Source organism: Duncaniella dubosii, from assembly GCF_004803915.1.
In the GTDB taxonomy this organism is placed as follows: Bacteria; Bacteroidota; Bacteroidia; order Bacteroidales; family Muribaculaceae; genus Duncaniella; species Duncaniella dubosii.
Map to the genome: position 1 here is coordinate 1,658,408 of NZ_CP039396.1, position 26,315 is coordinate 1,684,722.

A 26,315-nucleotide genomic window follows, 5' to 3' on the forward strand; every position below is an offset into this window, starting at 1 on the left:
ATTATTCGAAGTTATCGGCGTGGGAATGACATGGTTTGCAATGGAATCGACAGGTTAATAATCGCTGAAGAGTTTCGGTTTGATGACAAGTCCTACACGTAGCATCGAGTGGAATTCCTTGTAGGCAAGCAGCCCTTCGCCATATCCGTTGTAGTATTGCACGAAGAGATATTGGTTGTCGCGTGGAAATATACGGTAGTTAAACTCGACGGTGGTATTGTAGTTCAGTTTCCAGCCCTTTCTTTTGACAAGGTTGACGGCCAGACCCATGCGTCCGTTGGTCGAAGTCACTGAAGTGCCGATCTGATAGATACCGCAGTAATTGAGGATATCTTTGTTTTCCGAACCGTCGATTATCGGAAGCCACACTTTACTGTGGACAAGAATATGAGGGTCAATCATAATGCTGCCGGCGAGACTTATTCTGTTCCAAGAACGTGAAGCAGCACCGTCGCGACCGTTGGACTCGTGCTCGGCGATAAGGCTTACTTTGCCTACAAAGCGTCCCTTTACGAAAAGCGGCTTGGTCAGACCGATGCCGGGGTTGAAGTTCAGGTCGGTCATGGGCATGGAATCTTCAAATATGTTCCAGAAACACTTCTGGGAATAGAATAGATAGAGATATGTCCCGAATGGTAGCGAGCTGCGTGTGAGTCGCTGCGCAATGGATATCTGAAATTTGATATTGCTGTTTTGTCGTGTTATCTTTTCACCGACGGGAACGCCGACGATAAAGTAATTGTCTTTATAAAGGCCGAAATATGGGCCGTCGTCAAATGCGCGCCGTACGCTGTCGGTGTTGATGCTGTCGTCTCCGATGCTTACAATCTGGGCATTCGCCCCTGTGCGGAACCCGACTAAGAACAATGTCATTATAAGAGTGAATCGCAGTAGCGTTTTCATCAATGTGGTCTGATTGAGAGGATAAATAGTTGTGTCCGTTGGCTGTGGTTTCAAAGAAATTTCAAACAGCTTCTGAATAAGAGTGCAAATATAGCGAAAATTTAGTAATTTTGCGGACATGCGCTATATTCATATATTAATCATCATGTTGCTGGTCTCGATGGCCTCATGTGGCAACGACGAAGAATTTGTGATTAACTGTGAAATCCGGGGGCTTGGCTCTAAGGGTGTGGAGATGTATTACACCACACGGAGCATGCAACGTTCGGGTTTTCATCCTGTCGACGGGAAAATTGTGTTGAGGGGAGTGGCGTCAGAACCGACTCTTGTCGAGGTTTTCACGACAGATGGCGAACCTCTGTTTATGTGTGTCGCACAGAATGGCGATGAACTAGAGGTGAAGATGGACCTTGAAAAGCCCGGTGTGATTAAAATCAAGGGTAATGACGCTTCGGAAAAATATGCGCGTTTTGTCACGGAGAATGATTCAGTGTTGAAGAGCGGCGATGTGGCTGCAATCAACGCTCTTGTGGCCGATGAGGTGATGGCGCATCCCGACCGCATTTCGTCGGCGATGCTTTTAGTGACGCGTTTCAATGCCAGAGGCTATGAGCTTAAGGCCGATTCGCTTGTCAATACTCTTAAACCTCAGGCACGTCCGTCGTGGGTTGTGGGGGCATATCCCGGAATGGTCGGAGAGCAGGTTTCGTCCATGGCGCGCGGAACAGTAAAACCGATCACCATCAACTGCGGGCAGCTGAATGAACGTGACACCACTCTGCGCTATTGGCCCTCGAACCAGACTTACAGCATGATTGTGGTGACGGGGACAGGTAAGGGCGACAGCGTGCGCACCATGCTCAAGGAGCTGACAGGGAAACTGCCAAAACGCAGGTTCAAGGCTCTTGAAGTCGCTGTCATGGGCGACAGCGCCATGTGGAAGCTCGCTATACGTCGCGACAGTGCGAAGTGGATGCAAGGCTGGGTGGCCGGTGGTGTGGCCGGGATCGCGGTGAGAACTTTGCAGATTCCGGGAGTGCCTTATTTTATCGTGGCTGACAGCCTTGGCAATCAGGTCTATCGCGGTTATTCGGCCACTGCAGCCGGCGATAGTGTTAAGTCACGCCTTGCGCGTTTTTTTGACAGTGGAGATTCTGATGAGGAGACTGGTACGGTTGCTGAATCAGGTGCAAAGGACGCGGTGGCAGATAAGGCTTCTGCACGTAATGCGGTTACATTGCCGGCATCGCCGAAAAAGATTATTCCGCGGCCAGATAAACAGTTGAAACGTATGGATAACGGCCAGAGCGGGGCTGCGGGTGGTGAGCACGCTATAATGAAGTCTCAGCCACAGCGGTGAGCCATGCAATAATTGCATGGTTTCTGCGTTAGGTAAAAAGCAATTACACCTTTTTACCGAATGAAAACACTCCTCCGCATAGTTTTTATTTTAACAGTTCTCTCGGCCTCAGTGGGCTGTATCGAGGACGGAATTGACACGTCGCCGTCAGCGCAGCCTGAATTTTCGGTCGATACGCTTAAGCTTGGTGTGGTTTTTACCGACGAGCCTACACCGACGAGCCGTTTCATGGTTTATAACCGCCATGACAAGATAATCAATATCAGTAATATCGCTCTCCGAGGTGGCGACGGAAGTTTCCGCATAAATGTCGACGGTTTTTCCGGCACGAGTTTTCAGAATGTTGAAATCCGCCCGAAAGATTCGATTTTTATGTTTGTGGAGGCAACTTTGCGTCCCAACGGGCTTCCTGAACTGACTGATTTCAACGATGTCATTGATTTTACCACCAACGGGGTTACACGCAGCGTGGTGCTTAATGCCTCCGGGCAAGATGTCAAGCGCATTCATGGCCTCGTGATAGATTCCGACACCGGTTTTGACGCTGTTTATCCATATCAGATCTATGATTCGCTTGTGGTCGCTTCGGGAGCGACGCTTACCATAGCCGAAGGAGCGGTGCTGCATTTCCATGATAAGGCTTTTATGCGTGTTGAAGGGACACTTGTCACCGAGGGTACTCCGCAGCGTCCTGTCAACATGGCTGGTGACCGCACCGGCAATGTCGTCGGCGATATTTCGTTCGATCTCATGGCTTCTCAATGGAAGGGGCTGACATTTGCGCCTGAAAGCAGGGGCAACAGGCTGAGTCACACGATTGTCCGCAATACCGTAGCTGGTGTCACGGCCGATTCTCTTTCGCAGGTGAGCATGTTGAACTGCCGTCTGCGCAATAGCGCGGGTTATTCGCTCACCGGGCGTTATGCAGATATACGTCTAACCGGATGCGAGGTGGCCGAGGCAGCAGAGGGTGTGATGGCGCTTATCGGCGGAAAGGCCGAGATAAGCAATTGCACTTTTGCCAACTATTATCTTTTTGCCGGGCTCGGAGGCGCGTCGGTGCAGCTCTATCACTATGATGGCGAAAGCGATGACGGATCAGGGATGCCTCTGCTTGAGGCCTCGTTCGGCAACTGTATCTTCTATGGTAACGGGACAGACCTTTCGCCCGGCGACCTTGAAGGGAGCAAGATCACAATCCACCGCTGTCTTCTGAAGAGCAATGGCAGCGACGATGCCAATTTCATCGACTGCCTATGGGGAGAAGACCCGCTTTATTATACGGTCAGAAACGACTATTATTTTGACTACCGCCTTCAGCCCGGGTCGCCTGCCATAGGAGCGGGATACTCAGCCCTCGTCCATGAAGAGGGGAGTCGGGACTTCTATGGCGTAGACCGCGGGCCGAATCCGAACCTCGGAGCATATCAGGCCGCGAAGGAGGAATGATTTCAAGTAACTGAACGGTCAATCTGATATTAACAGGTTTGGACATTTGTACGACTGCATGACGACACTCTAAGTGTCATCCTTGTCAGCTGTTGAAAGGCAGTGAATCTAAGGATGACACTTTTTTATTTTTTCTTGTCACCTTTTCGGCCTAAGATGTGTCTATAGGATGAGGCGTCTCAAAGAGAACATCGTAAAAATAAAAAATAAGAAAATATGTCATCAACATTAGTCCCTATCTTCATCTGCGTGGTGCTACCCATAGCAATATGTCACCCGTCGTTGATAATCTCATGGTTATTGCATGGGGGTAATCGGTGCTACTTCGGTTTTCGCTGCCCTTAACACTTATGAAGTTTCCATTGCACTGTTGACGAAAAAGGGCTCTGAGTGATTCTTCCGGGCATTATTGTGGAGCTATAATACTCAGAATGTATATTTCACGGATGCGAGAAATTCTATCGGGCGCAGGGAGAATGTGTAGCTGTAGATGTCGGATTCGGAAAAATAGCTGTAGGAGTACGAACGGCAGTTGGTCAGATTCTTTCCGCTAAGCTCGAAATCGAAGTGGCCGGTGTGATATTTCACCCCGCCTCCGATAAAGAAGCTTTCCTTTGATGTGTCATTGACGACAACGACATGATTCCAGTAGCCTGATGAATATATCTCAAGATTCTTTGACGGATGCACCGACAGCGATGCCTGCGCTACGATGTCGTTGACGTTGTTGCGCAGACCGATGGCGGCTATTTTCTGTATCGAGCGGGTATACCACGCATTGACCGACAGGTCGATTGCCCCGTTAAACGGTGTGCTGGTGACAGCTCCGTGAATCTTGTAGATAAGATTTCCCACACTATATGGTTTCTGCTGTCTGAGCACCTTGCGCCTCAATGAATTGATATTGCCATCTATCGTGAAGGTGGTGCGCCACGGACGCATGTTTTTCGATACCGACAGGTTTGCGTTGAGCATGTCGCTGCTGTTCCGGCGGTTTTCGACCGACGAGATCACATTGTCGGCAGTCACGTCGCTACCGCTGATGCGGTTGCTGTGGCCGAAACGATAGAGTCCGGTGAAGGTGACGAAAAATGCCGTGATAGGGTCGCGGAAAAATATATTGGCCATGGCGCTGTAGCTCTCCGTACTGTTGAGCATCCCCGACCCGAAGGTTCTCTGCCGGCGGTAGGTGACATATACCGGATTCGTGATATAGTCCTTTATTCCTCCAAGCCTTACGGTTCTGCCGAGTGTCAGGGTGCTGCTGAGTCTTGCGGTCGGTTTGAAGTTCAGCACGGTTCTCACACCGAAGTCGGTTTTTTCAATCGGATATCGCCGGTCGGTCAGCCGGTCGGAGAATCTCATTGCTGTCATCGTCACCGGCAATGTTACTTTGAGATTGAACCGTGTGCCGGGACGGTAGCGGTATTCAGGCTCGACAATAGCCTGCAGGTCATAGCCGTCAACATTGTTGTCGGAGGTGGAGTTCGCGGCTGTGAAGCCGGATTTGAATTTGTCGTAAGCCGACTCGAAACGCAGGTTTACTCCAAGGGTCGAATTGTTGCCCAGTATCCATGAATGCCCTATCTTTTCTGAAGTCGTGAACGACAGAGCTTTTCCACGCTGGGCGAGAATCGTGGATTCATCGTCGACAGCCCCTATGCGGCAGACGGGTGTGGTGACCACCGCCATGTCGGAATGGAACGAAACGATTCGCTTTCCCTTGCGGATGGTGACATCAAGGCTGTTGGAAAAATTATAGTCGTCAGTGCGCGAATCCTGAAGCACATCGCCTGAATTGACAATGGAATAATTGTTGTCGGCGAAGCGTCCGCGAAACGAAAACTTGTCGGAGATAAACGCCGTAGGTGCATTGTTTTCGAATTTCACGCTGAATTTCGCTTCCCGGGCATGCGGATTGCTCTCGATTCTCTCGTAGAAGCCGATGGCGGGTTGTCGCCGTTGCTATATGTGATTGATTCGGTGTTGACGGTCCGGTTGTCCTCGTCGGTGTAGTCGGCTGTGAAATTGAGCTTGCCGTATTGTCCGGTTTTGCTTATGGTGTTGACCGAGACCGAGGCGGAGCGGTTGTCGAAATAACGTTCGGAGGGGATTTTGGCCTCGCCGAAAGGAGTAGAGCCGTAGAGTTTGCTTGCAATCGAAGTCTTCTCCTCGCTTTCTGCAATGAGCGACTTCGTTTCGTTGGCATACGAACTCCCCCAGTTGTTGGTCTTGGCGGTGGCGAGCACCTGTGTCGCCGGGGCGATTAACATTCCGAAAGCCTCTCCGAGCCACTTTGCATTGCCGTTGTCGTCAGCCCCTGCGCCTCCTTTGACGTTGCCGACAGGTTTCAGCATGCTTTTGCGCTTCATTTTGAGATTGAGCGCTGCCTTGTTGGTGATGTCGATATTTTTCAATACCTGTTTGGGCTGATGGTTCTCAAAGACTTCGACCGAGAGAATATCGTCAGGCGAGATGTTGCGTGTGGCGATGGCGTAGCGCCCGCCCACCACGTCAAGGCCTTCGATATAGAAGCGGTTGATTCTTTCTCCGTTATATGAGATGCCGCCGTTCTCGCTGACCTCCACACCGGGGAGCTTCTTGATGACATCCTCGATGTTGCGGTCGGCCTTGGAGCGGAACGATGCCACATCATAGGTCAGAGTGTCGCCTTTGCTTTTTATAGGGGAGATTTTCACTATCACTTCCCGTAGTTCAAGAGGGGATTCGGAGAGTGTGACTTTCATCCCTTCACGCATCTGTCCCGGGGTAAAAATCTTTGTCGAGAATCCGAGCAGTGAGAAACTTACACGGCTGTCGGCGGACGGTTTGCCCGGAAGGATGAGCGTGAAATTCCCTTTGCCGTCTGTCGAACAGAATGCCAGAATCTTGTCGGCGGCATCCGAAATTGTAACCACAACTCCGGGGAGAGGTTCGCCTGACGTGTCGGCGACACGGCCGCTTACTTTCCACTGGGCTGAGGCCGGGCTGTGGAAAGTGAAAAGAATCACTATCCACAACATTCGATAGATGTGACGCGGATTTTTCAAGGCTATAATCGTTTAAAATACGAGAGGTTATGGTGCTTATGAATCAGTCTATTTCCACGGGATTGTAGAAAAGGCGACGCTTTGGTGGAACTGCCGGCGTGCCATCAGGATTTTTTGGTGCGAGAGGTGAATTCACAATGAAGGAGCTGACATCAGACCTGAAGTCATGCATCATCTTATTGAATGTCTTCCGGTCGGTAGGAATACGGAATGATCTTAATTGATAGCCGAAATCCTTATTGCTTTTACGTAATTGGATTGCCTCGAATATATGTTCTTTTTTCTCATCCTCGATTTTCAGAATAAGTCCGGGCAACCCTCCGAATTTTAGAGGACCGTTGCTTATCTGAATCTCTTCGGCGTACCATGCATCCCATGTGCGCCCTCTGAATTCGGCAGTAGCCTTCCTGCATCTGTATCCGCATATTTCATCAGTCTCGTTAGAGATTTTCCAGTCAAACGCCGGTAGTTCTTCCGTGTAGACATAATAATCTCCGAAAATACCCTCGTAATGATTCAGTTTGTTTTCATTTAAGATTTTTAGTGTCTCTGTAAGAGAACAAGAGCCTACTTTCTTATAAACTTCGTCGAATTCATCATAAGTCGGCTTGCCATTATAATCTGCAGCGAATATTGAATCAAGGCGATATTCGTTATAGTTTCCATATCTGCTTGCTTTACGTCCGATTTCCAGAATCCAATCGACAATTCTTGTCTCATCAAAAAAAGGGTCGTAATTAGAATGTTCATAGATACATTCCATAAAACTTTTATCAACAAACTGCACCTTACTAAGTTTTGCAGGCTGTGAGCCTCTGTTAGAAGACTGGCTCCGGGCTGCAATACTGCCTGCTGCAATAAGGATAAGCAGCATGATTGAGGTGATGTTGACTATTAGTTTCATGGTTCGTGGGGATAATTGTTATTATGATGTGTTGGTTCGGTTGTGAACTGTTTGTTATAATTGGTGAGATGATGTTATCTTACGTTTGCAAATATAAATAGTTTGTTTTATAATAACAAATATTCCCAACGAATTTAGTGTGACTTTCCCATTATTATAGATTGACTCTAAATTTTTTTAAGGATATGAATCACTCCAGTTCGAGAGGATTGAAAAACAGTCGCTTGTTGCCGATTGCGGGTGAACCGTCAGCTTTTTTGGGCATATTTGGCGAACCTGATAGGAAAGAGCCTGCATTTGTCCTGAATTCCTTATACATCTCGTTATATTTTTCTCTGTCGGTTTTTATAAGGAATGACCGGATGAAATAGGATATATCTGAATCATGCTTTCTCACTTGCAAAGCCTCCATTATATGCTCTTTTTTATCATCCTCTACTTTGAGAATCAATCCGGGTAAGCCACCGAATTTCCAAGGCCCGTCTGTAATGGGTATTTCTTCGGTATACCAAGCAGTCCATTTGCGCCCTCTGAATGATGTGGTCGCTTTTTTGCAATTATATTTGCATATCTCTTCCGTCTCGTCAGACAGAGACCAATTGAAGTCTGGAGTCGGTTCTTCAAATATATAGTGATCCATGAGGATATGCTCAAATGATGTAATTGTGTTTTTAGCCTTGTCCTTTATCATCTCGTCAAGCGACATTCTTCCATATCTGGCTCCTACTTTTCTAAATTCCTCGAATGGCAATCCATCCGGATAGTCCTTGGCCATTACAGAGTCCCGTTGATATCTTGCATATATGCAATAACGGCTTTTTGTATGACCGATTTCGAGAAGTTCATCTTCGATTTGCGACCGATCAAGAACCGGATCATATACATAGTGTTCATATACGCATTGGATTCTGCATCGGTCTATTGTGCGGTATTTTTCTGCTCGACTCCTTGTCTGGGCGTCGCACTCCAGATGGAATAGAGAGAAAAACAAGCAGATGAATAGTAAAAGTTTGTTGGGCGTCATAAAGCTATTGAACTCATGATTGTTAAACACCTTGATTTAGATTTGTTGTGCGATAAATTAATCTTACGATTGCTAAATCAGGAGTGTTAATTAGGTTTACCGATAAATTCATTTGGGAATTAATGAACAAGTATCATGCGTCTCCGTCTACTCCCAGTCCAGTTCAATGGGGTTGTAGAACAGCCGGGTGTTCTTTTTTATGGCTGGAGTGCCGTCTAATGCTGTCGGCATGTTGGGGGAGTTGCCGATGAAGCTGCCTGCATCCCATTTATAATCACGCATCATTTTGTTGAACTTCTGCCGGTCGGTGGTTATGATGAAGGAATGAATGAAGTTTCCAAACTCACGGCTGCTCTTACGAAGCTGCAAAGCCTCGAATACATGTTCTTTCCTGTCATCCTCGACCTTGAGAATCAACCCCGGAGACAACCGAATTTCCACGGACCGTTGTCTATCGGAATCTCTTCGGTATACCATGCAGTCCAGTTGCGTCCGCGAAATGTAGTTGTCGCCTTCTTGCATTCATGACCGCATATTTCATCTGTTCCTGCAACCAAATTCCATTCTATTTGTGGTATAGGTTCTTCATAGTAATACCAGTCCATGAATATGCTTTCATAGTTTTTGAATTTATTTTCGCTTAAATTTTTTATTTGTTCTGTCAATTTTGTGGTTTCAAACTTATTGGCTACAGCATAATATTCACCTCTTGTTGGTTTTCCATTATAGTCCGCATTAATTATCGAATCGCATTGATATGTCGGATATAAGCTGTATTTACTTCCATTTTTACCGATTTCCAGTATCCAATCAGTGCATTGAGTACTTTTTTTAATTGGATCATAGGTAGCGTGCTCATAAACACACTCCATTATGCTTGTATCAAAATTGTTGTATTCACCAAGTCGAGCAGGCTTATCAAGATCTGATTGAGCATAAACTTGAGGCAAAAATAGTATAAATAATATGATAGTAATAATTGTTCTCATGTAATTATTTTATAGTTTTGGATTTAATAAAAAGGGATATTGTGTAGTTTGGGCTCAAATTCATTATCAAATACACAATATCCCTATAATTAGAAGGTTATAATTTATTAGTTATAAAGTCCGGTACACAGAAGAATGTCCATTTCGTTATAAAAGTCCTCAGCTTCTTTTTCTGATTCAAAATAAGTTTTATCGACTGTATAGCCTTCTTTACCACAAATTTTTGATTTGTAGAGTATTGTTCCAGCAGCAGCGCTGATAAGTGACAGGGCACAGATGCATGTAATAATTGCTTTTTTCATTTTGATGATAATTAATGAATTAGAAATTAACTATTCTATTGTAGCTACTATAGATTTTGTTGACAAGTGGTGTTGGTTAAAATATCAATGAACCTTGGAATGTCTGATTGAGATTTGTTCGGCAGGTTATAGTATATTCACCAACGAAATTGGGGAGTGGTGATATCTCCGGATTCTGATGTGATACAACTGATTGCCACTCTGTCACGTCTCCATTGCTGATGGTTACTTCAAGATATTGGATGTCGTTTGGTAAAATAAACGAGATACTTTCTGAAGTATAGTGACATTCGATGTAGGTAGTAACAGACGTTCGGGGCTTGTCGTTTCGTGTAGGTGTAAGTATGATAAGGTGGGGTTTGTCTTTAATTGTCGTGGTCGGTTCTTCGGCCTTTATTCCTACGAAAGAGAATAATAGGAAGATTGTAAGAAATGAGCTTGTTGTGATTGCTTTCATTTTATGTGTGAGGTTTAGTTGTTGATGCTGGCAAATTTAGATGCTTTAGATGAAAAAGGCAAATTTTATAGCAACAAATATTTAGTCATATATGGTGCTAAATCGCAGATACACAGAATTTTAGAAAGTGACTAAAATGCACATTTTAGTCACTTTCCAAATCAGGGGATAAGATGCGGTATATTAGGCGTATATACGGAAGTTTCTAATGTAATTATTCTTAAAAAGACTAATGTTTTTTTGTATTATGACATTGCTTCAAGATATGAATCCTTATTTTCCCCATTGAATTCGCGGAACTTCTGTTTCAGTCGTTTGCGATAGTTGTAGACAGTTGTCTTTTGATTTTCTTTTTTGAGCAATAAAGATATGGTGGGAACTGAAAAACCAAGACACGAAAAAAGAAATGTCAGATAGTAATCTTCGTTAAGCTTTGGAAAATCACTTCGGAGTTTGACCATTATATTATCATGTCTGTAATTGGCATAGTTTTCAAGTTCTTTTATTCTTTGTGTATCAGCAGCAATTGAGTCAATGATGCGAGTCACACAGTCATTTACCTTTTTGCGTGCATCAGGAGTGTTTTCACGATTAAAATTTTTGCAGAGTAAATTAAGCTCTTTAAAATGAGCCTCCAGAAGTTTTAATGAAGGGTGACTCCGATTGTCGGATTGAGCATCTGTTTGTTCGATAGCCTTGGAGGTTAGCGGCAGCTCTGCAATTTCATCCTGACTTGGACTGGGCTTCGGATGTTCCTCTATGAGTTTCTTCATTTCATAGGACATGGATATATATTCATCAATCAGTGCTTTTTGTCGCATGATTCGTTTACGGCCAACCGAAATCAGAATAGCGATTATGAGTGTGGTTATGACTATTATTGTTACAGTCTGTGCCCTTGAAGCTTTAAGGTTTGCCTGATTGACGGCAGATTTATATTGATGATATTCCATGACAGAGCCTAAGAGATTTTGATGGCATACGTCTCTCAGTGCGCTGTCGGAATCTGAACTAATTCCTTTCATCATTTCAAGAGCTTTGTGTGTGGAGTCAGTTACGGTATAAAACAGGTAATTTAGGAAATGTCTTAGCGGAGTGCTGAGTTGTGGCGACGAATTCAATTGATTGACAATATCTATGGCCTGACGTGTCTTACCTGTGTAGAAACTCATGATTCCGTAGTAGGCGGAATCCGATGTGCTCGCACAAGGGGATGTGTATAGCGACTGGAAACAGTCGTATGCCTTGTCATATTTGTCGAGTGAGAAATAAGAAAGTCCGCGAAGCTCTAAGGCCTTCATTTTTAGAGAAGTGTCATTGTGGACTTTTGCCGAGTCAAGAACTTCGTCTGTTATGGTTATGGCCATGTTGTAGTCTCCGTTGCAATGATAGGCGCGAGCGACATCGTGGAGTGCATAGTTTATAAACGATGGATTTCCTGCAAGTCTGAAATTATTAAGAGCGATTTTTGCGAATTCAGATTCTTCGGTCACGCAATGGTTTTCATGATAGATGTCAGAGATTTTGCGGGCAGATACAGCAATCCAGAATTTGTCGTCAAGTTCGTTGGCCAAATCATAGCAACGGAAGAGGGTGATAAGACTTTCTGAAAAATCTTTGCAATTATAGTGGATAGTGCTCTGATAATATAATGAAAGCATTAGATGTCTTTTGTCAGAAGTCTTTTCAAAATAGCTGACGGCGGTATTGATTGTAGAGTCGGAGTTGACATCAATATAATTTTTATCGAGCGCCTGTGTGATTAGCAGAGAGTATAATGCCCGGGATTTGTCTGAGACAAGTTCCGATGGGTCGATACGGTTGAGTATCGAGAGCGCCGAATCCGGATGTTGGTCCATGATTGTTTCGGCCGTGCCGAGAGCGCAGTCGGCAGGTGTGGTCGACGAACACGACGCAAGCAGGATGAGAAGAATGCTGAAGATGAATTTATCCATCAGGAAAAGTATAGTGTAATTTATAAGATGGTTTAACGGGCTTTCTGTGGCATTGACACTTCAAAGTTAAGAAAATTCATTTTATTTTCAGTTTCACAACGTAAAAAACTGATTTAACCATCGGACGCAATTTGCTGCCGAGCTTGCTGACTGGCGAGCCATATTGCTGGCTGTAAGCACGGTGAGGCGGATTTTTGAGGATTTTTCGAAAAATCTGCTGATTTTTTCGTAATTTTGCATCAAAAGAAGAAAACCGCCTCATAGCACCGAGAATCATGATAAACAACGACGATATAGCCCCCGACAACTTAGAGTTCATAGCCGAAAGCAACGGCAGCGGCCCTGACAACGATAATAACAGCGAAATGCAGGCAGCCGCCGGTTACAGCGAGGACGACATCAAGACACTCGACTGGAAGGAGCATATCCGCCGTCGTCCCGGTATGTATATCGGCAAGCTCGGCGATGGCTCGAACTATGACGACGGCATCTATGTGCTCATCAAGGAGGTGCTCGACAATGCCATCGACGAATACATGATGGGTTTCGGCAAGCAGATTACTGTAGATGTCGCCGACGGGACTGTCACCGTGCGCGACTTCGGCCGAGGTGTCCCTCTGGGCAAGCTCGTCGATGTGTCATCGCGCATGAACACCGGCGGAAAATATGACTCAAAGGCTTTCAAGAAGTCGGTGGGTCTCAACGGTGTCGGCATCAAGGCCGTCAACGCCCTGTCGACAGAATTCTTCATCTCCAGTGTCCGCGACGGGATGGGTAAAAGCGTGTGCTACCGCTGCGGCGACATAGAGGATGAAAGTGACATAGAGCCGACCGACGAGCCTAACGGCACACTCGTCCGCTTCACTCCGACAGCTCCATATTCCGCGACTATCAGTATCGCGACGATTTTATCATTCCGCTCATAAAGAACTATACCTTCCTCAACACCGGCCTCGCCATAATCTTCAACGGCAAGCGCTACATCTCGCGCAACGGTCTGCTCGACCTGCTGAAAGACGCGATGACCACCGAGCCGCTCTATATGCCAATCCACCTAAAAGGGGAGGATATCGAGGTGGCTATAACCCATGCCAACCAGCGCGGTGAGGAATATTACTCGTTTGTCAACGGACAGCATACAACTCAGGGCGGAACACACCTTACGGCATTCAAAGAGGCGGTCTCGCGCACAATCAAGGAGTATTTCAAGAAGGATTTCGACTATTCCGACATACGCAACGGCATGATCGCGGCAGTGTCGATCAAGGTCGAGGAACCCGTGTTTGAGTCGCAGACCAAAACCAAGCTTGGCAGCCGCGACATGGGGCCTGACGGGCCTACTGTGGCGAAATTCATCGGCGATTTCATCAAGACCGAGCTTGACAACTATCTCCACCGCAACACCGATATCGCCGATATCATACTCAAGAAGGTTCAGGAAAGCGAGCGCGACCGCAAGGCGATGGCCGGAATCACCAAACTCGCCCGCGAGAAGCAGAAGAAAGCCAACCTCCACAACAAGAAGCTGCTCGACTGCCGTGTGCATCTCAACGACATACGCGGTGACGAGGAAAAGAAACTCGCATCGTCGATATTCATCACCGAGGGTGATTCGGCAGCCGGTTCGATCACCAAGATACGCGATGTGTGGACACAGGCTGTGTTCTCGCTCCGCGGAAAGCCGAAAAACTCTTATGGCGTCCCTGCCAAGATTCTCTATGAGAACGAGGAATTCAATCTCCTTCAGGCTGCACTGAACATCGAGGAAGGCATTGACGGGCTGCGCTACAACAAGGTCATCATCGCAACCGATGCCGATGTCGACGGTATGCACATCCGTCTGCTTCTGCTGACATTCTTCCTCCAGTTTTTCCCGGATATGATCAAGAAAGGACACTTGTATGTATTGCAGACACCACTGTTCCGTGTGCGTAACCACAAGACCACCAAGCGCGGTGCCCGAGGGGCATCGGGAAACGGCGACGACACGTATTACTGCTACACCGACGAGGAGCGCATAGCCGCCATCGAGAAACTCGGGGACAACGCGGAAATCACCCGGTTCAAAGGTCTCGGGGAGATTTCGCCTGAGGAATTCCGCGGATTCATCGGTCCTGACATGCGACTCGACCGCGTGACATTGCGCAAGGAGGATGCAGTGGCCGAACTGCTTGAGTTCTATATGGGAAAGAACACTATGGAGCGCCAGAACTTTATAATCGAGAATCTTGTTGTGGAAGATGACTCAGAAATCAGCTGATAAATCCGAAATGAACACTATATTGTTTCCGGGGTCGTTCGACCCGTTTACAGTCGGCCATCAATCGCTTGTCGACCGTGTGCTTCCTTTGTTTGACCGTGTAGTGATTGCTGTCGGTGTCAATTCGGGGAAGCGTTCAGGCGATTCCGCCGGAAACCGTATCGCGGAAATCGAACGTCTCTATGCCGGCGAGCCTAAGGTGAGGGTCATATCCTACGAAGGGCTGACAGTCGATGCCTGCCGCCGCGAAGGCGCACACTGGATGTTGCGCGGAGTGCGCTCGGCCATTGATTTTGAATACGAACGCAATCTCGCCGATATAAACCGCCGGATTTCGGGAGTGGAGACAATGCTGCTTTTCACCCTCCCCGAATATGCGGCGGTGTCGTCGTCGGTTGTGCGCGAGCTCTGCTCTTACGGCTACGATGTCGGTGAGTTCCTGCCGAAAAAACAAACACACTTTTAACCTAAGATATGAAGAAAATTTTAAGCGTCATGGCATTGGCCGTCATGGCCGTCACGGGATGGGCGCAGATGCAGATCCAGTTCACGCCCGAACGCAAGCTCCGTTATGCCGAACAGATTATCGAAAACTACTACGTTGACAATGTAGACACGGCCAAGGTCGTGACAGAGGCCATCGTGGCGATGTTGAAAACACTTGACCCGCATTCGACATACTCATCGCCCGAGGAGACACGCGAGCTGACCGAACCGCTCGAAGGAAACTTCTCCGGGATAGGAATCCGTTTCCAGATGGTCAACGATACGCTTTATGTGATAGAGTCGGTGGCCGGAGGTCCGTCGGAGAAGATGGGAATAGTCCCGGGCGACCGTATAATCGCATGCAACGATACGGTGATTGCCGGCGTAAAGATGAAAAATTCAGGCATCATGAAGGTGCTGCGTGGCCCGAAAGGCACTGTGGCCAATCTCAAGGTGCTCCGCAAGGGCAACAGTGAGCCGCTGGAATTCCGAGTGGTCCGCGATGCGATACCCATCTACAGTGTCGATATGTCCTACATGGTCAACGACTCGGTTGGCTACATAGCGCTCAGCCGTTTCGCCGAGAAGACAACCGAGGAGGTGAAAGACGCAATGCGTACACTCCGTAAGCAAGGCATGAAGCATCTCGTATTTGACCTTACGGACAATGGCGGCGGATATATGCGTCCTGCTACAGAACTTTCGGAAATGTTCTTAGGCAAGGGGGATATGATTGTCTACACAGAGTCTCCTAAAAACGGGGTTGCCGAATATATAGCCGAGGCCGACGGCGATTTCCGCGACGGCCGTGTAGTGGTTATGGTCAACCAGTATTCTGCATCGGCATCCGAGATTCTGTCAGGAGCGATTCAGGACAATGACAGAGGGGTGATAGTCGGACGGCGTACATTCGGTAAAGGACTCGTGCAGCGTCCGTTCCCTTTCCCTGACGGCTCAATGATGCGTCTGACCGTCTCGCGCTACCACACGCCCTCAGGCCGTTGCATTCAGAAACCGTATGTGGACGGTGACGACGAAGCCTATCAGCGAGACATGATTGAACGCTATAACGCCGGAGAGCTTACAAGCGCCGACAGTATACATCATTTCGCCGATTCGTTGAAATTCTATACTAAACGTCTCAATCGCCCTGTGTATGGCGGTGGAGGTATAATGCCTGACCGTTTTGTGGCCATCGACACGACTATGTATTCCTCCTATTACCGCGATCTCATCGCCAAGGGTGTCATCAATAATTTCTGTGTCAACTACGTCGACTCACACCGCGCCGAACTCAAGAAGCAATTCAAGACTGATAACGATTATGTGAGGGGATTCGATGTCACGCCTGAAATTATGGACTCGCTCATCGAACTTGGCAAAAAGGAGGGCGTGGAGTTCAAGGAGGATGAATACAAGCGCTCGAAACCTATGCTTGAGGCCATTGTCAAGGGGTTGATCGGTCGTGATATATTCGAGCAGTCGACCTATTCGAAAGTAGTGTCACGTTTTGACCCGATATTCACGGAAGCGATGGACATCATCAACTCCCCGGAGCGTTACAATTCCTATCTGACGGCAGGGGAGAAGTGACGCGGTTGCCTGACGGAGGTTGATGCGTATTCCCTCTTAATGAGCCATTTTAACATGGGCTAAGAGTTAGTTTGATTTATTAGTGATTGTCTTAAAACTTGTAATATACCCCGGATTGTTTTTTGAGAAAGGGTCTAAATCAAGTATAATAAGTTAAACTAAAAGTAATAGTCATGGCTTACAAGATTGAAGAAATCGAGGGAATCGGTGAGGTATTCGCCAAAAAGCTCGAATCCGCCGGAATATATACGGTCGAAGACCTTCTGGCAGAATGTGCCTCTAAACCGGGCAGAAAGAAAGTAGCATCGGAAACCGGCATAGTGAAGAGCGTATGTTGAAATGGACCAACCATGCTGACCTTTTCCGTATAAAAGGGATTGCCGGACAGTTTGCCGAACTGCTGGAGGCTTCAGGAGTGGACACTGTCAAGGAATTCCGTCACCGTGTTGCCGCAAACCTGCATCCGAAGCTCGTGGAGGTCAACGAAGCAAAGAATCTTTGCAATCGTGTCCCGTCGGTCAGCGATCTTGAGAAAATGATTGAACAGGCCAAGGAACTTGAACCGGTGGTGACATATTGAAGGCATGTTATAAACAGTTGTAAAAAATCAATGCTCATTGTACTTGATTTGTCAAGTACAATGAGCATTGATTTTTTACTCTGGCCTTAATGCAATGGCATAAGGTGAGTGTTACTGCCCAAGAATATCTTTAACCTTGTCAGCTCCCTTTTGTGCAGCGTCGGCGGTTTTTTCCTTGGCGGCGTCTATTGCATTTTTGGTAGCGTCCTTTGCTTCATTCACCTTGTCGGCTGCTGCGTCTTTTGCATCCTTGATTTTATCGGCAGCGGCATTCTTGGCATCATTTACTGCGGCCTTGGTTGAGTCTGCGAGATTTTTCGCAGCATCCTTGGCTGCTTCTAACGTAGAGTCGGCCTGAGCTTCAAGCTTGATGCCGGTCAGACCGATGGCAGCGCCTGCGTCCTTGGCCTGTACTGCAGGAGTTACTTCATTGAGGAAATCGGTTGCGGCCTGATTCTTGCCTTCCTTGACGAGCTTGTCGGCATAATCCTTGGCCTGCTGGATATAAATTTTCAGACTGTCAGGATTTGTACAGTTCTCGATTTTAGCCTTGAGTTCTGCACCTTTGTCCTCGGCTTTCTTTTCTGCGCTGCACGCTGCCATCATGACAGCGCCAACAATTGCGATGGATAGAAATAGCTTTTTCATAAATAAATATTAATAACAGATATTAATATAAAAGCTTTATCCCGTCAAATGTTCACAATCTTTTACGGGCAGTCCGCGATTTAACAGTTCTATTCCTGTTGCCATGGGTGGGATTGCCGTTTATTGAGGCGCTACGGCGAGACGTTTTGTCAAGGATGAAGATTTGCCGCCAGATGAAATTGTCGCACGGTAAAGGTAGATGCCACGCGATACTTTCGAGCCTGATGTAGTTGTGAGATTCCAAGTGACCGGTGCTGAAGCATACATGTCGGCGCGTCCGCTGGTCTCAGATGTCCACATAAGAGTGCCGTTGAAATCGAAAATCTCGATTTTTACTGTCAGCATAGCGTCCGGCCGGTTATGGTTCACATAGAAATTGGCTTCGGTTGTGGCAGGATTGGCATCGGAATATATATCAAAGATCTTGGGCGCGAGGTCAGGATTTACGAAGAAATCGATTGTTGCGGAAGTGGAATTTCCCCCCGTATCCCAGACTTTTAGGGTCGCCGTATGGTTTCCGGCGGTAAGTTCAGGAAGCTGATAAAGGATTGTCCCGGCAGGTGATCCGTCGGAATCGGGCGTGTAGCGCGATGATACATCCGTGAAGCTCTGGTCTTTGTCAATAGATATGGACATCTGATGTCCGATGCCGGCACTTGACATATTGAGCCCTGTATCGTCACTGACGCGGGCTATAAGCATGGGATTGGCATCGACGGCATCAGAGGGTTTGAACGAATCGTGATTCAGATAGAGATATTCAATCACCGGTGGAACGTCGTCGGGGAGCGCGTTCTCTTCAAGTCCGTAGGCATAGAGGTCGCGGCATACGCCCGAAGCTTCCTGTCCGTCGTCGGCCGAGGCGAACATCGAGACAGTGGCCGGACGATAATTGTCGGCAATTTCCGACGGCATCTGGATTATGATTTCAAAAATTCCGTCGGTCACCTGTGTGCGTCCGGCATAGAGGCGTTCACCTTGTTCTTCGAACGTATGTTTTTTCCCTTCGTCGTCGCCGACTTTACGGCCTAAGCTCGTGATGCTGCGCTCGGCATCGTAGAGCGACAGCGACAGCCAGCCGTTGAACCCTTCTATGCGGTTTCCGTCCGGATCGCAGATTTCTCCGCGTACGACAGTCTGCGATCGGGCGGCAATCGTCGGTTGTGAATCCTCGGAGACTTCCTGGCCGTTGATTGAAAGCAGACGTATATTATTGGCCGGAGTTGCCAGCCGGAGAGCCGGGTCGGAAAAAAGTATGTAGCGTCTTACATTGTCATCTCCTTTGCGGCTGTTTTTTGCGCGACGGAACACTTCGCCAACCGGCTGGAAGTTGCCGTCAGCTTCGCGTCTGGTGAATTCTATTCCGGATTCTTTTGAGAGCGGACCGTTGAGGGAGATGTAGACAGGGCGGGTGGCGCAGAACCCACCGATTGCTCCTCCACCGTCGGTCATGATGAGCGATTCCATGCCGGAAGTGGCGTTGCCGTCGAGTTGTCCGAAGGTGCACGTCGCACCGTAGAAAAAGAACGGGTGACGCAGATAGAGATTGTTAAGGTAGGTGGATGTGAATATGCCGTCGCCTGACAGATTGTTGATTGCTCCGTGACCGATATAGCTCCAGATTACTACTCCGTCATCGAAAAGTGACGAAACTTTTTTCTTGGCCTCTTCCGAAGTTCCGTTGCGAAGTTCATAGGCATCTATGTAGACTTTGTGATAGGTAAAACCGCGTCCTGAAGAATTGGTGCGCATGGTGTCTTCCATCGCGTCTGACTGTTCCATGTGCTGGCCCGTGTTCCCATCGTCTGCAAACATGAGTATGCGGTTTCTCCATTCGCTTTTCGGGGGATTGTTTACATATGAAATCAGACGGTCGACATAATTCTTGGCGGAGCTTACGCTACGGGCTGGTATACGTCCGACTGCGACACTGAGACGGTCGGATGCAATGCTCAGACCTGAATTGTCTTCGAGAAAAGCCAGCGGATCGTCAGAACAATATGAGCTGCTTTCACCGTCGCAGAGCTCGCTTTGCCAGATCGGCAGTGTGATGGCTGAACTTCCGGCCATCGCACTTGTCAGTCTGCGATGGTCGTGATGTGCGCCACCCATAAGGAGTACATACTTCAGTGTATGTTCCGCGCCCGAGGCATTGCCACGGTCATAGAACATCTTTAGCATGCGCCGCAAAGCATTGAGGTCAGCTACTCCGGAACCGAATTCATTATAGACCTGTTCTTCGGGTATCACAAGCACCTCAAGATTGCGTGGCGCAGCCGAGTGGAGATTTGCTATCCTACGGCTTTGTTCAAGTAGCTGTGACGGCGAAATGATAATCATGTCGGGAGTCTGTTTTGCATGCAGATCCTGATTTGCGACGTTGCCCACGAAACGAGGATTGGGAAGCCCTACCGTTGAAGACCATGCTGCATAGGTGCGTAGGCCGTTATAGTCGCTTGTCCAAGCTCCTGCCCCGTCAGATGTTGTTGTCACTGGCATTGCTATGGGTGTGTTCGGATTGGTTACGTCCCAGACTCTTGTGTCAGCTTTGATGCCTTTGAGTTTCACCGACCTGTTGGTAGCAGTGAAAATCAGTGGTCCAGATGTCGGCATTGAGATTTCGCGTGTATAGGTCAGCAATATTCTGTCAAGATTTGCAAGGCTGATCGGGGAACTTATGCTGATGCCTATGCCGAGTGCGAGAGAATTGCCGGATAAGGGGAAGCGTTTGCGTATGGTTGCGGTACGTCCCCATTCGGCTGTCGCAGGGACACGGTCTCCTGAGGCCGATGCCAGTTTCTGTCCGTTGGCTGTGAACGAGAGCTGGACGGGGGAAGAGGTGCTTTTTGCAAAAAAATCACACTGCATCCATACGCTGTCGGCAGCATTTCCCGGCAACTGGAAATTGAATGTCCGGTTGGATGTGTAGCGGAAATCCTCGCCGACAAGCTGATGGCCGCTTTCAGCCGGAGTCACAAGATCAAGTTCATGGTAGATGCGCTCGGTGAATGTAGTCGCTGCACCATCGGTCGGCGAACCACCTTCTGTGGATATCGAGCTGTCTGTATCCGGACGTGAGTCAGTCAGGAAATAATATCCTTTCGTGGAGTATGGATTGAGAGAATGAGTGAAAATATCATCACGTTCCTGTTTCCACACCCCCGGTCCTTGGGCATAGAATATGATTCCGTTTGCAGTCAGTTCGCTTTTGACGACAGGAAGGTCGTCAACATAGTTGGCACGTGAAAGCTGGTCGGAGATACGTGCTCCTCCATATCCGAAAATTCTTACCGCCGACGGGTCGCTGAATCCCCATGCTCGCAGAGTCGAAGTTGGGATGATGTGTAGGCCGCTTTCAGTCACGCTCACCTTTATCCATCGCCCTGAGGAGAGGACGGATGACTCAGCGTAGGTATCAAGAGTAAAGGCGTGTGTTGTGAAAGCGGATGCAAAAGATATTGTGAATAACGCAAAGATGTGTCGGATGAAACTTCTCATGTAGAATACCAGTGAATTTCGGCCTTCGGATTATGGAACAGAGGCCGTGATGGTGGATAATGAAGATGGTTTATCTGATTATAAACGTGTGGATGAGGTTATTTATTGCATATTGTCCGACGTGGTTTCACCCGTAGGTGACAGGAATTCCATCCACTCTGCCGCCGAACCGTAGAATGCGTTGATATCGACCGGATGGTCGATGCCGTTTACCCTGCCGTTATGAGTGCCTTGCCATAGTTTCCATTCGATCCCATGCGGCTCGTCGATAAGAGAACAGATCCAGAGCGGGTAGCCTTCAAGACGGCCTCTGACGAAACGGGCAAAGCCGTTTTTGTTCGTATATAGCATCACCCTGTGTCCGTGTGATTCAAGGTGGTCAATCATTTCTGTCAGGCGGTTGAGCACCATCGGAGTGGGTTGGCTGTTGGAATTTGTCCACTCTTCGATATCTATAATCAGTGGAAGGTCGAGTTCCCGTGACTGCAATGAATTAAGAAAATTCAGACCCTGCATGTAGCCGGGTGTGTCGAATCGGAAAAAGTGGTATGCACCTACCTTTAGACCGGCCTTGCGGGCCTCGCGCAGATTATCGATGAACCTGCGGTCCTTGAATGTTCCGCCCTCTGTCGCTTTTATGATTACAAAAGATATGCCGTCGGATGCAACCTTTCTAAAATCGATTTCTCCGTTGTGGGCGCTGATATCGATGCCTATGATTTTGAATTTGCTCCTGTCGGGATAGCTTTGAGCCGGCGCGTCTCCTCCTTTACCGCAAGCGTTGAGGATTGCGGTCAGTATCATGATAAAGACGGTGTGGAGCAAAGGCTTCATGCCACAAATTTAGCAAATATTTCGTGAAAACGTAAGGAAAAGCGTAAATTTGCCATATAAATCTAATCAAAGTAAACATGAACAGACTTATTACCCTATTTGTATCCACAGTGCTGTCAATTGCTGCCTGCGCCCAGACCGCAGCTTTCGAGATGCCGGCATTCGTAAATGAAGTAGTCAACATGAAAGCTCCGTCGTTTCCTGACTATACGGTCAGTATAGCCAAGACAGGTGCAAGGCCCGGAAAACTCTCGACCGCAGCTATCCAGAAAGCGATTGACCGGGTGTCGGCTAAAGGCGGGGGCACGGTGCTCGTTCCTGCAGGCGAATGGCTTTCAGGGCGTATCATGCTTAAGAGCAATGTCAATCTGCATATATCGGAGGGTGCTACACTTGAATTCACAGGCGATATAGCCGACTATCTGCCTCTGGTTGATTCGCGCTATGAAGGAGCGGATGTGAAGTCGCTCGGTGCGATGATATATGCAAACAACGCGGAAAATATAGCGGTTACCGGCAAAGGTCATCTTAAAGCTCCTTCGCGCGAGTGTGAGATTACGGGCAAGATGGATACAGGCTTGTCGGTGACGGCAGAAAAGAGCATTGAATCAGGCGCGGCGCGTGAGGCCACTCTCGACAAGATCTATATGCCGACATTCATAGGTCCGGTCGGATGCAAGGGGATTCTTATTGAGGATGTCACTCTCGACGGATCGATTTTCTGGAATATCGCTCCTGTCTATTGTGAGAATATAATTATACGAGGCGTTACTGTCAACAGTCACGGACATCCGCGTACCGACGGAATCGACATTGATTCAAGTGTGAATGCTCTTATTGAAAACACAACTCTCGATTGTGGCGACGATTGCTTTACATTGAAGTCCGGCCGTGGAGAGGAGGCTGTCGACCTTGGCCGTCCGACGCAGAATATCGTAATCCGTAACTGCCGCGTGAAAAGAGGTGTGGGCGGCATTACTGTCGGCACCGAGACTGCCGGGTTTATCCGAAACGTATATGCCGAGAATGTGGTGATGGAAGAGCCCCGCATGCCTCTTTATTTCAAGACTCGCCGTCCGCGTGGAGGCGGTGCGGAAAATATCTGGATCAGGAATGTGAAGGTTTCGAAGGCCAACGGTCCTGCTATCCAGATGGACATGCTCGGTAGCCCGTCATGGATGGGTGCACTGGCCGAACGTCTTCCGGCCCAGCCTGTCGGAAAAGTCACTCCGCGTTTCAGCGACATCCATGTCGACGATTTTACTGTCGGTGAATGCCGTCTGCTTATTCAGGCAAAGGGCCTGCCGGAAATGCCTGTCGAGAACATGACTGTCACCAACGTTAAATCGAAGAACAAGAACATCAGACTTCAGGATGTGGGAACTATTGAAATAACTTTCGCTGAGTGATGTGGCTTAGAAGTTCTGAAAGTATGAAATTCTCAGATATTTTTGCCGCAGGGGTGTTAGGTCTGCTGGTTATGTCCTTTGGATGTGACGAGGCCGCTGCAGCAGTCCACAGCATAACAGACTACGGCGCTGTCAGCGATACGACACAACTCAGTACGGAGGCTGTACAGCAGGCTATTGACGCATGTTCGGCTGCCGGAGGCGGGACAGTGACCGTCCCGTCGGGCAGTTATAAAATCGGAAGTATATTTCTGAAAAGCAATGTGACGTTAAATCTTGAAAATGGCTCGACTCTCTACGGCAGTACCGACATCAGTGATTATACTCCGGTCACGACTGATTATGTCTCACTCCGTACGCATACGCCAACAATTCAGCTGATTTATGCCGATAAGGCCGACAATATAGCCATTACAGGAGAGGGTACGATAGATGGCCGTGGAAAGGCTTTCCCGAAGCTATCGTGGAACGACGAGGGCATCACCCGTCCGCATCTCTTGCGCTTTATCTGTTGCAATGGGGTGAAAGTATCAGGCGTGACATTAAAAAATTCAGGGTGCTGGATGCAGCATTATCTTGCATGTGACAAGGTAAGGATTGACGGTATCACAGTCATTAACCGTAATAATTATAACAATGATGCCCTTGACCTTGACGGATGTCACGACGTTACGGTGTCAAATATGATAGCAGACTCCGACGATGATGCGATTACGCTTAAAAGCACTTCGCCACGACTCTGCGAGGACATTGTCATCAGCAACTGTGTAGTGTCAAGTCACTGCAATGCCATCAAACTGGGGACAGAGACTAACGGCGGTTTCCGTAACATCATAATCCGTGGAATTGCCGTGAAGCCTTCTTCCGACCAGTCAAGCCAGTATTTCGGTTATCCCGGTGGCATCGGTCACGGAGCTATCGTGCTTGAGATTGTCGACGGAGGAGTGATGAGCAATATCGATATAGGTGATGTAACCATCCGTGGTACTGAATCACCGATATTCATACGTCTTGCCGACCGTGCTCGCCCTTATTCTCCCGATGTGCCTGTCAACGGTGTCGGGAAAATGGAGCGGATCTGCCTTCATGACATAATGATTGACGAGGCCGGTCCGACAGGCTCTTCTATCACAGGTCTTGAAGGCCATCCTGTTTGTGATGTTGAATTGCGCAATATCCGTATCCGTCATCATGGCGGTCAGAGTGTGACTCCAGCTCCCGATGACGAGAAAAGAGCGGAATATCCCGAATCGACCATGTGGGGTATTCTTCCTGCCAAGGGTTTCTGGCTTAATCATACACGCAACATAACATTTGACAATGTCACAGTCGAGACTATAGCTCCCGACGAGCGCGAGACTTATGTCGCGACAGACTCCGAAAATCTTATAATACGATAATCTCGAATAAAAACAGACCCGGAAATTCACTGTAGTTTTCGGGTCTGTTTTTTATCGATGTTTTAAGCCTTACAGTTTGTAGACTTCCGTGCCTGCGAGGAGCACGCATCCTGTACCGTAGTCATCAAAGTCGGGCTTTGAATCGTATGCTACCGGCTGGCCGTCTTTCGGCTCTTTGCCTGTGCCCTGTACATATCCGATATAGCCGTCAGGATGGATGGCTTCGTTGACAATGGCATTCCATGCTTTGGTGACAACGGGAAGATATTTTTCACGGTCGAGGATGCCGTTGTTGATTCCCCATGCCATTCCGTAGACAAAGAGGGCTGTTCCTGTGGTTTCTTTTCCTCCGAAATTGCTTTCGTCATGCAGACTTACGTTCCAGAAACCGTCTGAGCGCTGACATTTGGCCGCAGCTTCACACATGGCTTTGAGGTCTTTGATATATACGTCGCGGTGCGGGGCGTTTTCAGGAAGTTCCTGTAGCACTTTCACGAGCGCCGCTACGACCCATCCGTTTCCACGCGACCAATAACAGTTTTTCCCGTTTGGTTCTTTGTAGGGGGGCACAAAGTCCTTGTCGCGCCACCATAGACCTTCTTTTTCATTGTACAGACCACCTGCGAGTGTGTTGCGTGACCACTCATACATTTCCCATGCCTTTTCGTTGTAGCGCTGGTCGCCTGTGAGGGCACTCATTTTGGCAAGTAGAGGCATGCCCATCTGGATAGCGTCGATCCATGTCCAGTCATCAACCTGCGGAGTGTTGATAAGCATGTTCATGCAGGCTTTTGTCTTGGTGAGCATCTGAGGTTCGGGAGTCAGTCTGTAGAGGTCTACGTAGGTCTGACCGCAGCAATAGTTATCGGCATTGCGTGTCGTCGTGTCGTCGCGTCTGATGCCCCATTTGAATCCGTCGCCCCACTTATAGGCATAATCATAATAGCGGTTGTCGGGATAAATCGAGTGGAGAGCCATCAGACCTTCGAAATAGACAGCGCGGGTCCAGATATTTGCTTCATAGACCTTCTTGCGGGAATAATAAGGAATGCCGAGCAGTGGGTCCGGATGTTTTTTGAGGTAATGATCGTTGACTTTGATAAGAGTCTCAAGAGTTTTTTTACGTGGAGGCAGCTGCTCTGCTGCGATTGAGGGGAGCGCAAGCAGTGCGGCTAACGCGAGTAGCAATAATTTTTTCATGATGATTGGTTTTG

Annotated in this window: 22 protein-coding genes and 2 pseudogenes; 9 read left to right on the forward strand and 15 right to left on the reverse strand. The window is 48.0% G+C overall.

Features of this window, described 5'->3' with window-relative positions; translation table 11 throughout:
* Positions 1 to 54 precede the first annotated feature (54 nt).
* Positions 55 to 903, reverse strand: coding sequence for a phospholipase A (locus E7747_RS07195; RefSeq protein ID WP_228449284.1), 849 nt, complete (start codon positions 901 to 903; stop codon positions 55 to 57).
* Between the two features lie 145 nt (positions 904 to 1,048).
* On the opposite strand from E7747_RS07195, the gene E7747_RS07200 reads away from it, so the two are divergent.
* Complete coding sequence (locus tag E7747_RS07200) at positions 1,049 to 2,263, forward strand: hypothetical protein (protein WP_168185272.1); 1,215 nt, start codon at positions 1,049 to 1,051, stop codon at positions 2,261 to 2,263.
* 60 nt (positions 2,264 to 2,323) lie between these two features.
* Positions 2,324 to 3,712 (forward strand): hypothetical protein, encoded by a 1,389-nt coding sequence (locus E7747_RS07205; protein ID WP_136415038.1) that lies wholly within the window; start codon positions 2,324 to 2,326, stop codon positions 3,710 to 3,712.
* A 426-nt stretch (positions 3,713 to 4,138) separates the two neighbouring features.
* Here the strand turns inward: E7747_RS07205 and E7747_RS07210 are convergent, their stop codons facing one another.
* The 4 genes from E7747_RS07210 to E7747_RS07225 all read right to left on the reverse strand — a co-directional run bounded on the left by E7747_RS07210 (position 4,139) and on the right by E7747_RS07225 (position 8,441).
* Positions 4,139 to 5,602: a hypothetical protein gene (locus E7747_RS07210; RefSeq protein WP_136415040.1), complete on the reverse strand. Its 1,464-nt coding sequence runs from the start codon at positions 5,600 to 5,602 to the stop codon at positions 4,139 to 4,141.
* Positions 5,599 to 6,762 (reverse strand): carboxypeptidase-like regulatory domain-containing protein, encoded by a 1,164-nt coding sequence (locus tag E7747_RS07215; RefSeq protein WP_136415042.1) that lies wholly within the window; start codon positions 6,760 to 6,762, stop codon positions 5,599 to 5,601. Before E7747_RS07215 ends, E7747_RS07210 begins: the two co-directional genes overlap by 4 nt.
* Before the next feature lie 43 nt (positions 6,763 to 6,805).
* Complete coding sequence (locus E7747_RS07220) at positions 6,806 to 7,666, reverse strand: GLPGLI family protein (RefSeq protein ID WP_136415044.1); 861 nt, start codon at positions 7,664 to 7,666, stop codon at positions 6,806 to 6,808.
* 190 nt (positions 7,667 to 7,856) lie between these two features.
* The gene (locus E7747_RS07225; protein ID WP_394366321.1) at positions 7,857 to 8,441 is read right to left on the reverse strand and encodes a GLPGLI family protein; all 585 of its coding nucleotides are present in this window, start codon (positions 8,439 to 8,441) and stop codon (positions 7,857 to 7,859) included.
* A gap of 48 nt (positions 8,442 to 8,489) precedes the next feature.
* Between E7747_RS07225 and E7747_RS17475 the strand changes: the two genes are divergently transcribed.
* Complete coding sequence (locus E7747_RS17475) at positions 8,490 to 8,645, forward strand: hypothetical protein (protein ID WP_394366322.1); 156 nt, start codon at positions 8,490 to 8,492, stop codon at positions 8,643 to 8,645.
* Between the two features lie 192 nt (positions 8,646 to 8,837).
* Here E7747_RS17475 and E7747_RS07230 read toward each other — a convergent pair whose 3' ends face one another.
* The 6 genes from E7747_RS07230 to E7747_RS16540 form a co-directional block, all read right to left on the reverse strand.
* Complete coding sequence (locus E7747_RS07230) at positions 8,838 to 9,131, reverse strand: hypothetical protein (protein WP_136415048.1); 294 nt, start codon at positions 9,129 to 9,131, stop codon at positions 8,838 to 8,840.
* Complete coding sequence (locus tag E7747_RS07235; protein ID WP_136415050.1) at positions 9,104 to 9,679, reverse strand: GLPGLI family protein; 576 nt, start codon at positions 9,677 to 9,679, stop codon at positions 9,104 to 9,106. Before E7747_RS07235 ends, E7747_RS07230 begins: the two co-directional genes overlap by 28 nt.
* 107 nt (positions 9,680 to 9,786) lie before the next feature.
* The gene (locus E7747_RS07240) at positions 9,787 to 9,981 is read right to left on the reverse strand and encodes a hypothetical protein (protein ID WP_123613468.1); all 195 of its coding nucleotides are present in this window, start codon (positions 9,979 to 9,981) and stop codon (positions 9,787 to 9,789) included.
* Positions 9,982 to 10,057: 76 nt separating this feature from the next.
* The gene (locus tag E7747_RS07245) at positions 10,058 to 10,438 is read right to left on the reverse strand and encodes a hypothetical protein (RefSeq protein WP_123613467.1); all 381 of its coding nucleotides are present in this window, start codon (positions 10,436 to 10,438) and stop codon (positions 10,058 to 10,060) included.
* Between the two features lie 245 nt (positions 10,439 to 10,683).
* Positions 10,684 to 12,393 carry a hypothetical protein gene (locus tag E7747_RS07250; protein ID WP_136415053.1) on the reverse strand — a complete coding sequence of 570 codons (1,710 nt, stop codon included), beginning with the start codon at positions 12,391 to 12,393 and terminating at the stop codon, positions 10,684 to 10,686.
* Between the two features lie 76 nt (positions 12,394 to 12,469).
* Positions 12,470 to 12,670, reverse strand: coding sequence for a hypothetical protein (locus E7747_RS16540; protein ID WP_168185273.1), 201 nt, complete (start codon positions 12,668 to 12,670; stop codon positions 12,470 to 12,472).
* Positions 12,671 to 12,758: 88 nt separating this feature from the next.
* Here E7747_RS16540 and E7747_RS07255 point away from each other — a divergent pair.
* The 4 genes and pseudogenes from E7747_RS07255 (at position 12,759) to E7747_RS07270 (ending at position 17,312) form a co-directional block, all read left to right on the forward strand.
* Positions 12,759 to 14,653, forward strand: a pseudogene (locus tag E7747_RS07255) (toprim domain-containing protein).
* A 10-nt stretch (positions 14,654 to 14,663) separates the two neighbouring features.
* Positions 14,664 to 15,119: a pantetheine-phosphate adenylyltransferase gene (gene coaD, locus E7747_RS07260; RefSeq protein WP_136415055.1), complete on the forward strand. Its 456-nt coding sequence runs from the start codon at positions 14,664 to 14,666 to the stop codon at positions 15,117 to 15,119.
* A gap of 8 nt (positions 15,120 to 15,127) precedes the next feature.
* Positions 15,128 to 16,732, forward strand: coding sequence for a S41 family peptidase (locus E7747_RS07265; protein WP_136415057.1), 1,605 nt, complete (start codon positions 15,128 to 15,130; stop codon positions 16,730 to 16,732).
* Between the two features lie 173 nt (positions 16,733 to 16,905).
* Positions 16,906 to 17,312 (forward strand): annotated as a pseudogene (locus tag E7747_RS07270) (DUF4332 domain-containing protein).
* Between the two features lie 111 nt (positions 17,313 to 17,423).
* Here E7747_RS07270 and E7747_RS07275 read toward each other — a convergent pair.
* The 3 genes from E7747_RS07275 to E7747_RS07285 all read right to left on the reverse strand — a co-directional run bounded on the left by E7747_RS07275 (position 17,424) and on the right by E7747_RS07285 (position 22,292).
* Entirely contained in the window at positions 17,424 to 17,960 is a 537-nt protein-coding gene (locus E7747_RS07275; protein ID WP_136415059.1) for a hypothetical protein, read from the reverse strand.
* Positions 17,961 to 18,080: 120 nt separating this feature from the next.
* Positions 18,081 to 21,458, reverse strand: coding sequence for a type IX secretion system sortase PorU (gene porU, locus E7747_RS07280; RefSeq protein WP_136415061.1), 3,378 nt, complete (start codon positions 21,456 to 21,458; stop codon positions 18,081 to 18,083).
* 102 nt (positions 21,459 to 21,560) lie between these two features.
* Entirely contained in the window at positions 21,561 to 22,292 is a 732-nt protein-coding gene (locus tag E7747_RS07285; RefSeq protein WP_123613461.1) for a glycoside hydrolase family 25 protein, read from the reverse strand.
* 77 nt (positions 22,293 to 22,369) lie between these two features.
* On the opposite strand from E7747_RS07285, the gene E7747_RS07290 reads away from it, so the two are divergent.
* Together E7747_RS07290 and E7747_RS07295 are read left to right on the forward strand one after the other, a co-directional pair.
* A complete protein-coding gene (locus E7747_RS07290; protein WP_136415063.1) occupies positions 22,370 to 23,701 on the forward strand; it encodes a glycoside hydrolase family 28 protein in 1,332 nt (443 codons plus the stop codon).
* 23 nt (positions 23,702 to 23,724) lie between these two features.
* On the forward strand, positions 23,725 to 25,101 hold the full coding sequence (locus tag E7747_RS07295; RefSeq protein WP_168185274.1) for a glycoside hydrolase family 28 protein: 1,377 nt from the start codon (positions 23,725 to 23,727) through the stop codon (positions 25,099 to 25,101).
* Between the two features lie 69 nt (positions 25,102 to 25,170).
* On the opposite strand, the gene E7747_RS07300 is transcribed toward E7747_RS07295, so the two are convergent.
* On the reverse strand, positions 25,171 to 26,301 hold the full coding sequence (locus tag E7747_RS07300) for a glycoside hydrolase family 88/105 protein (RefSeq protein ID WP_136415067.1): 1,131 nt from the start codon (positions 26,299 to 26,301) through the stop codon (positions 25,171 to 25,173).
* Positions 26,302 to 26,315 lie beyond the last annotated feature (14 nt).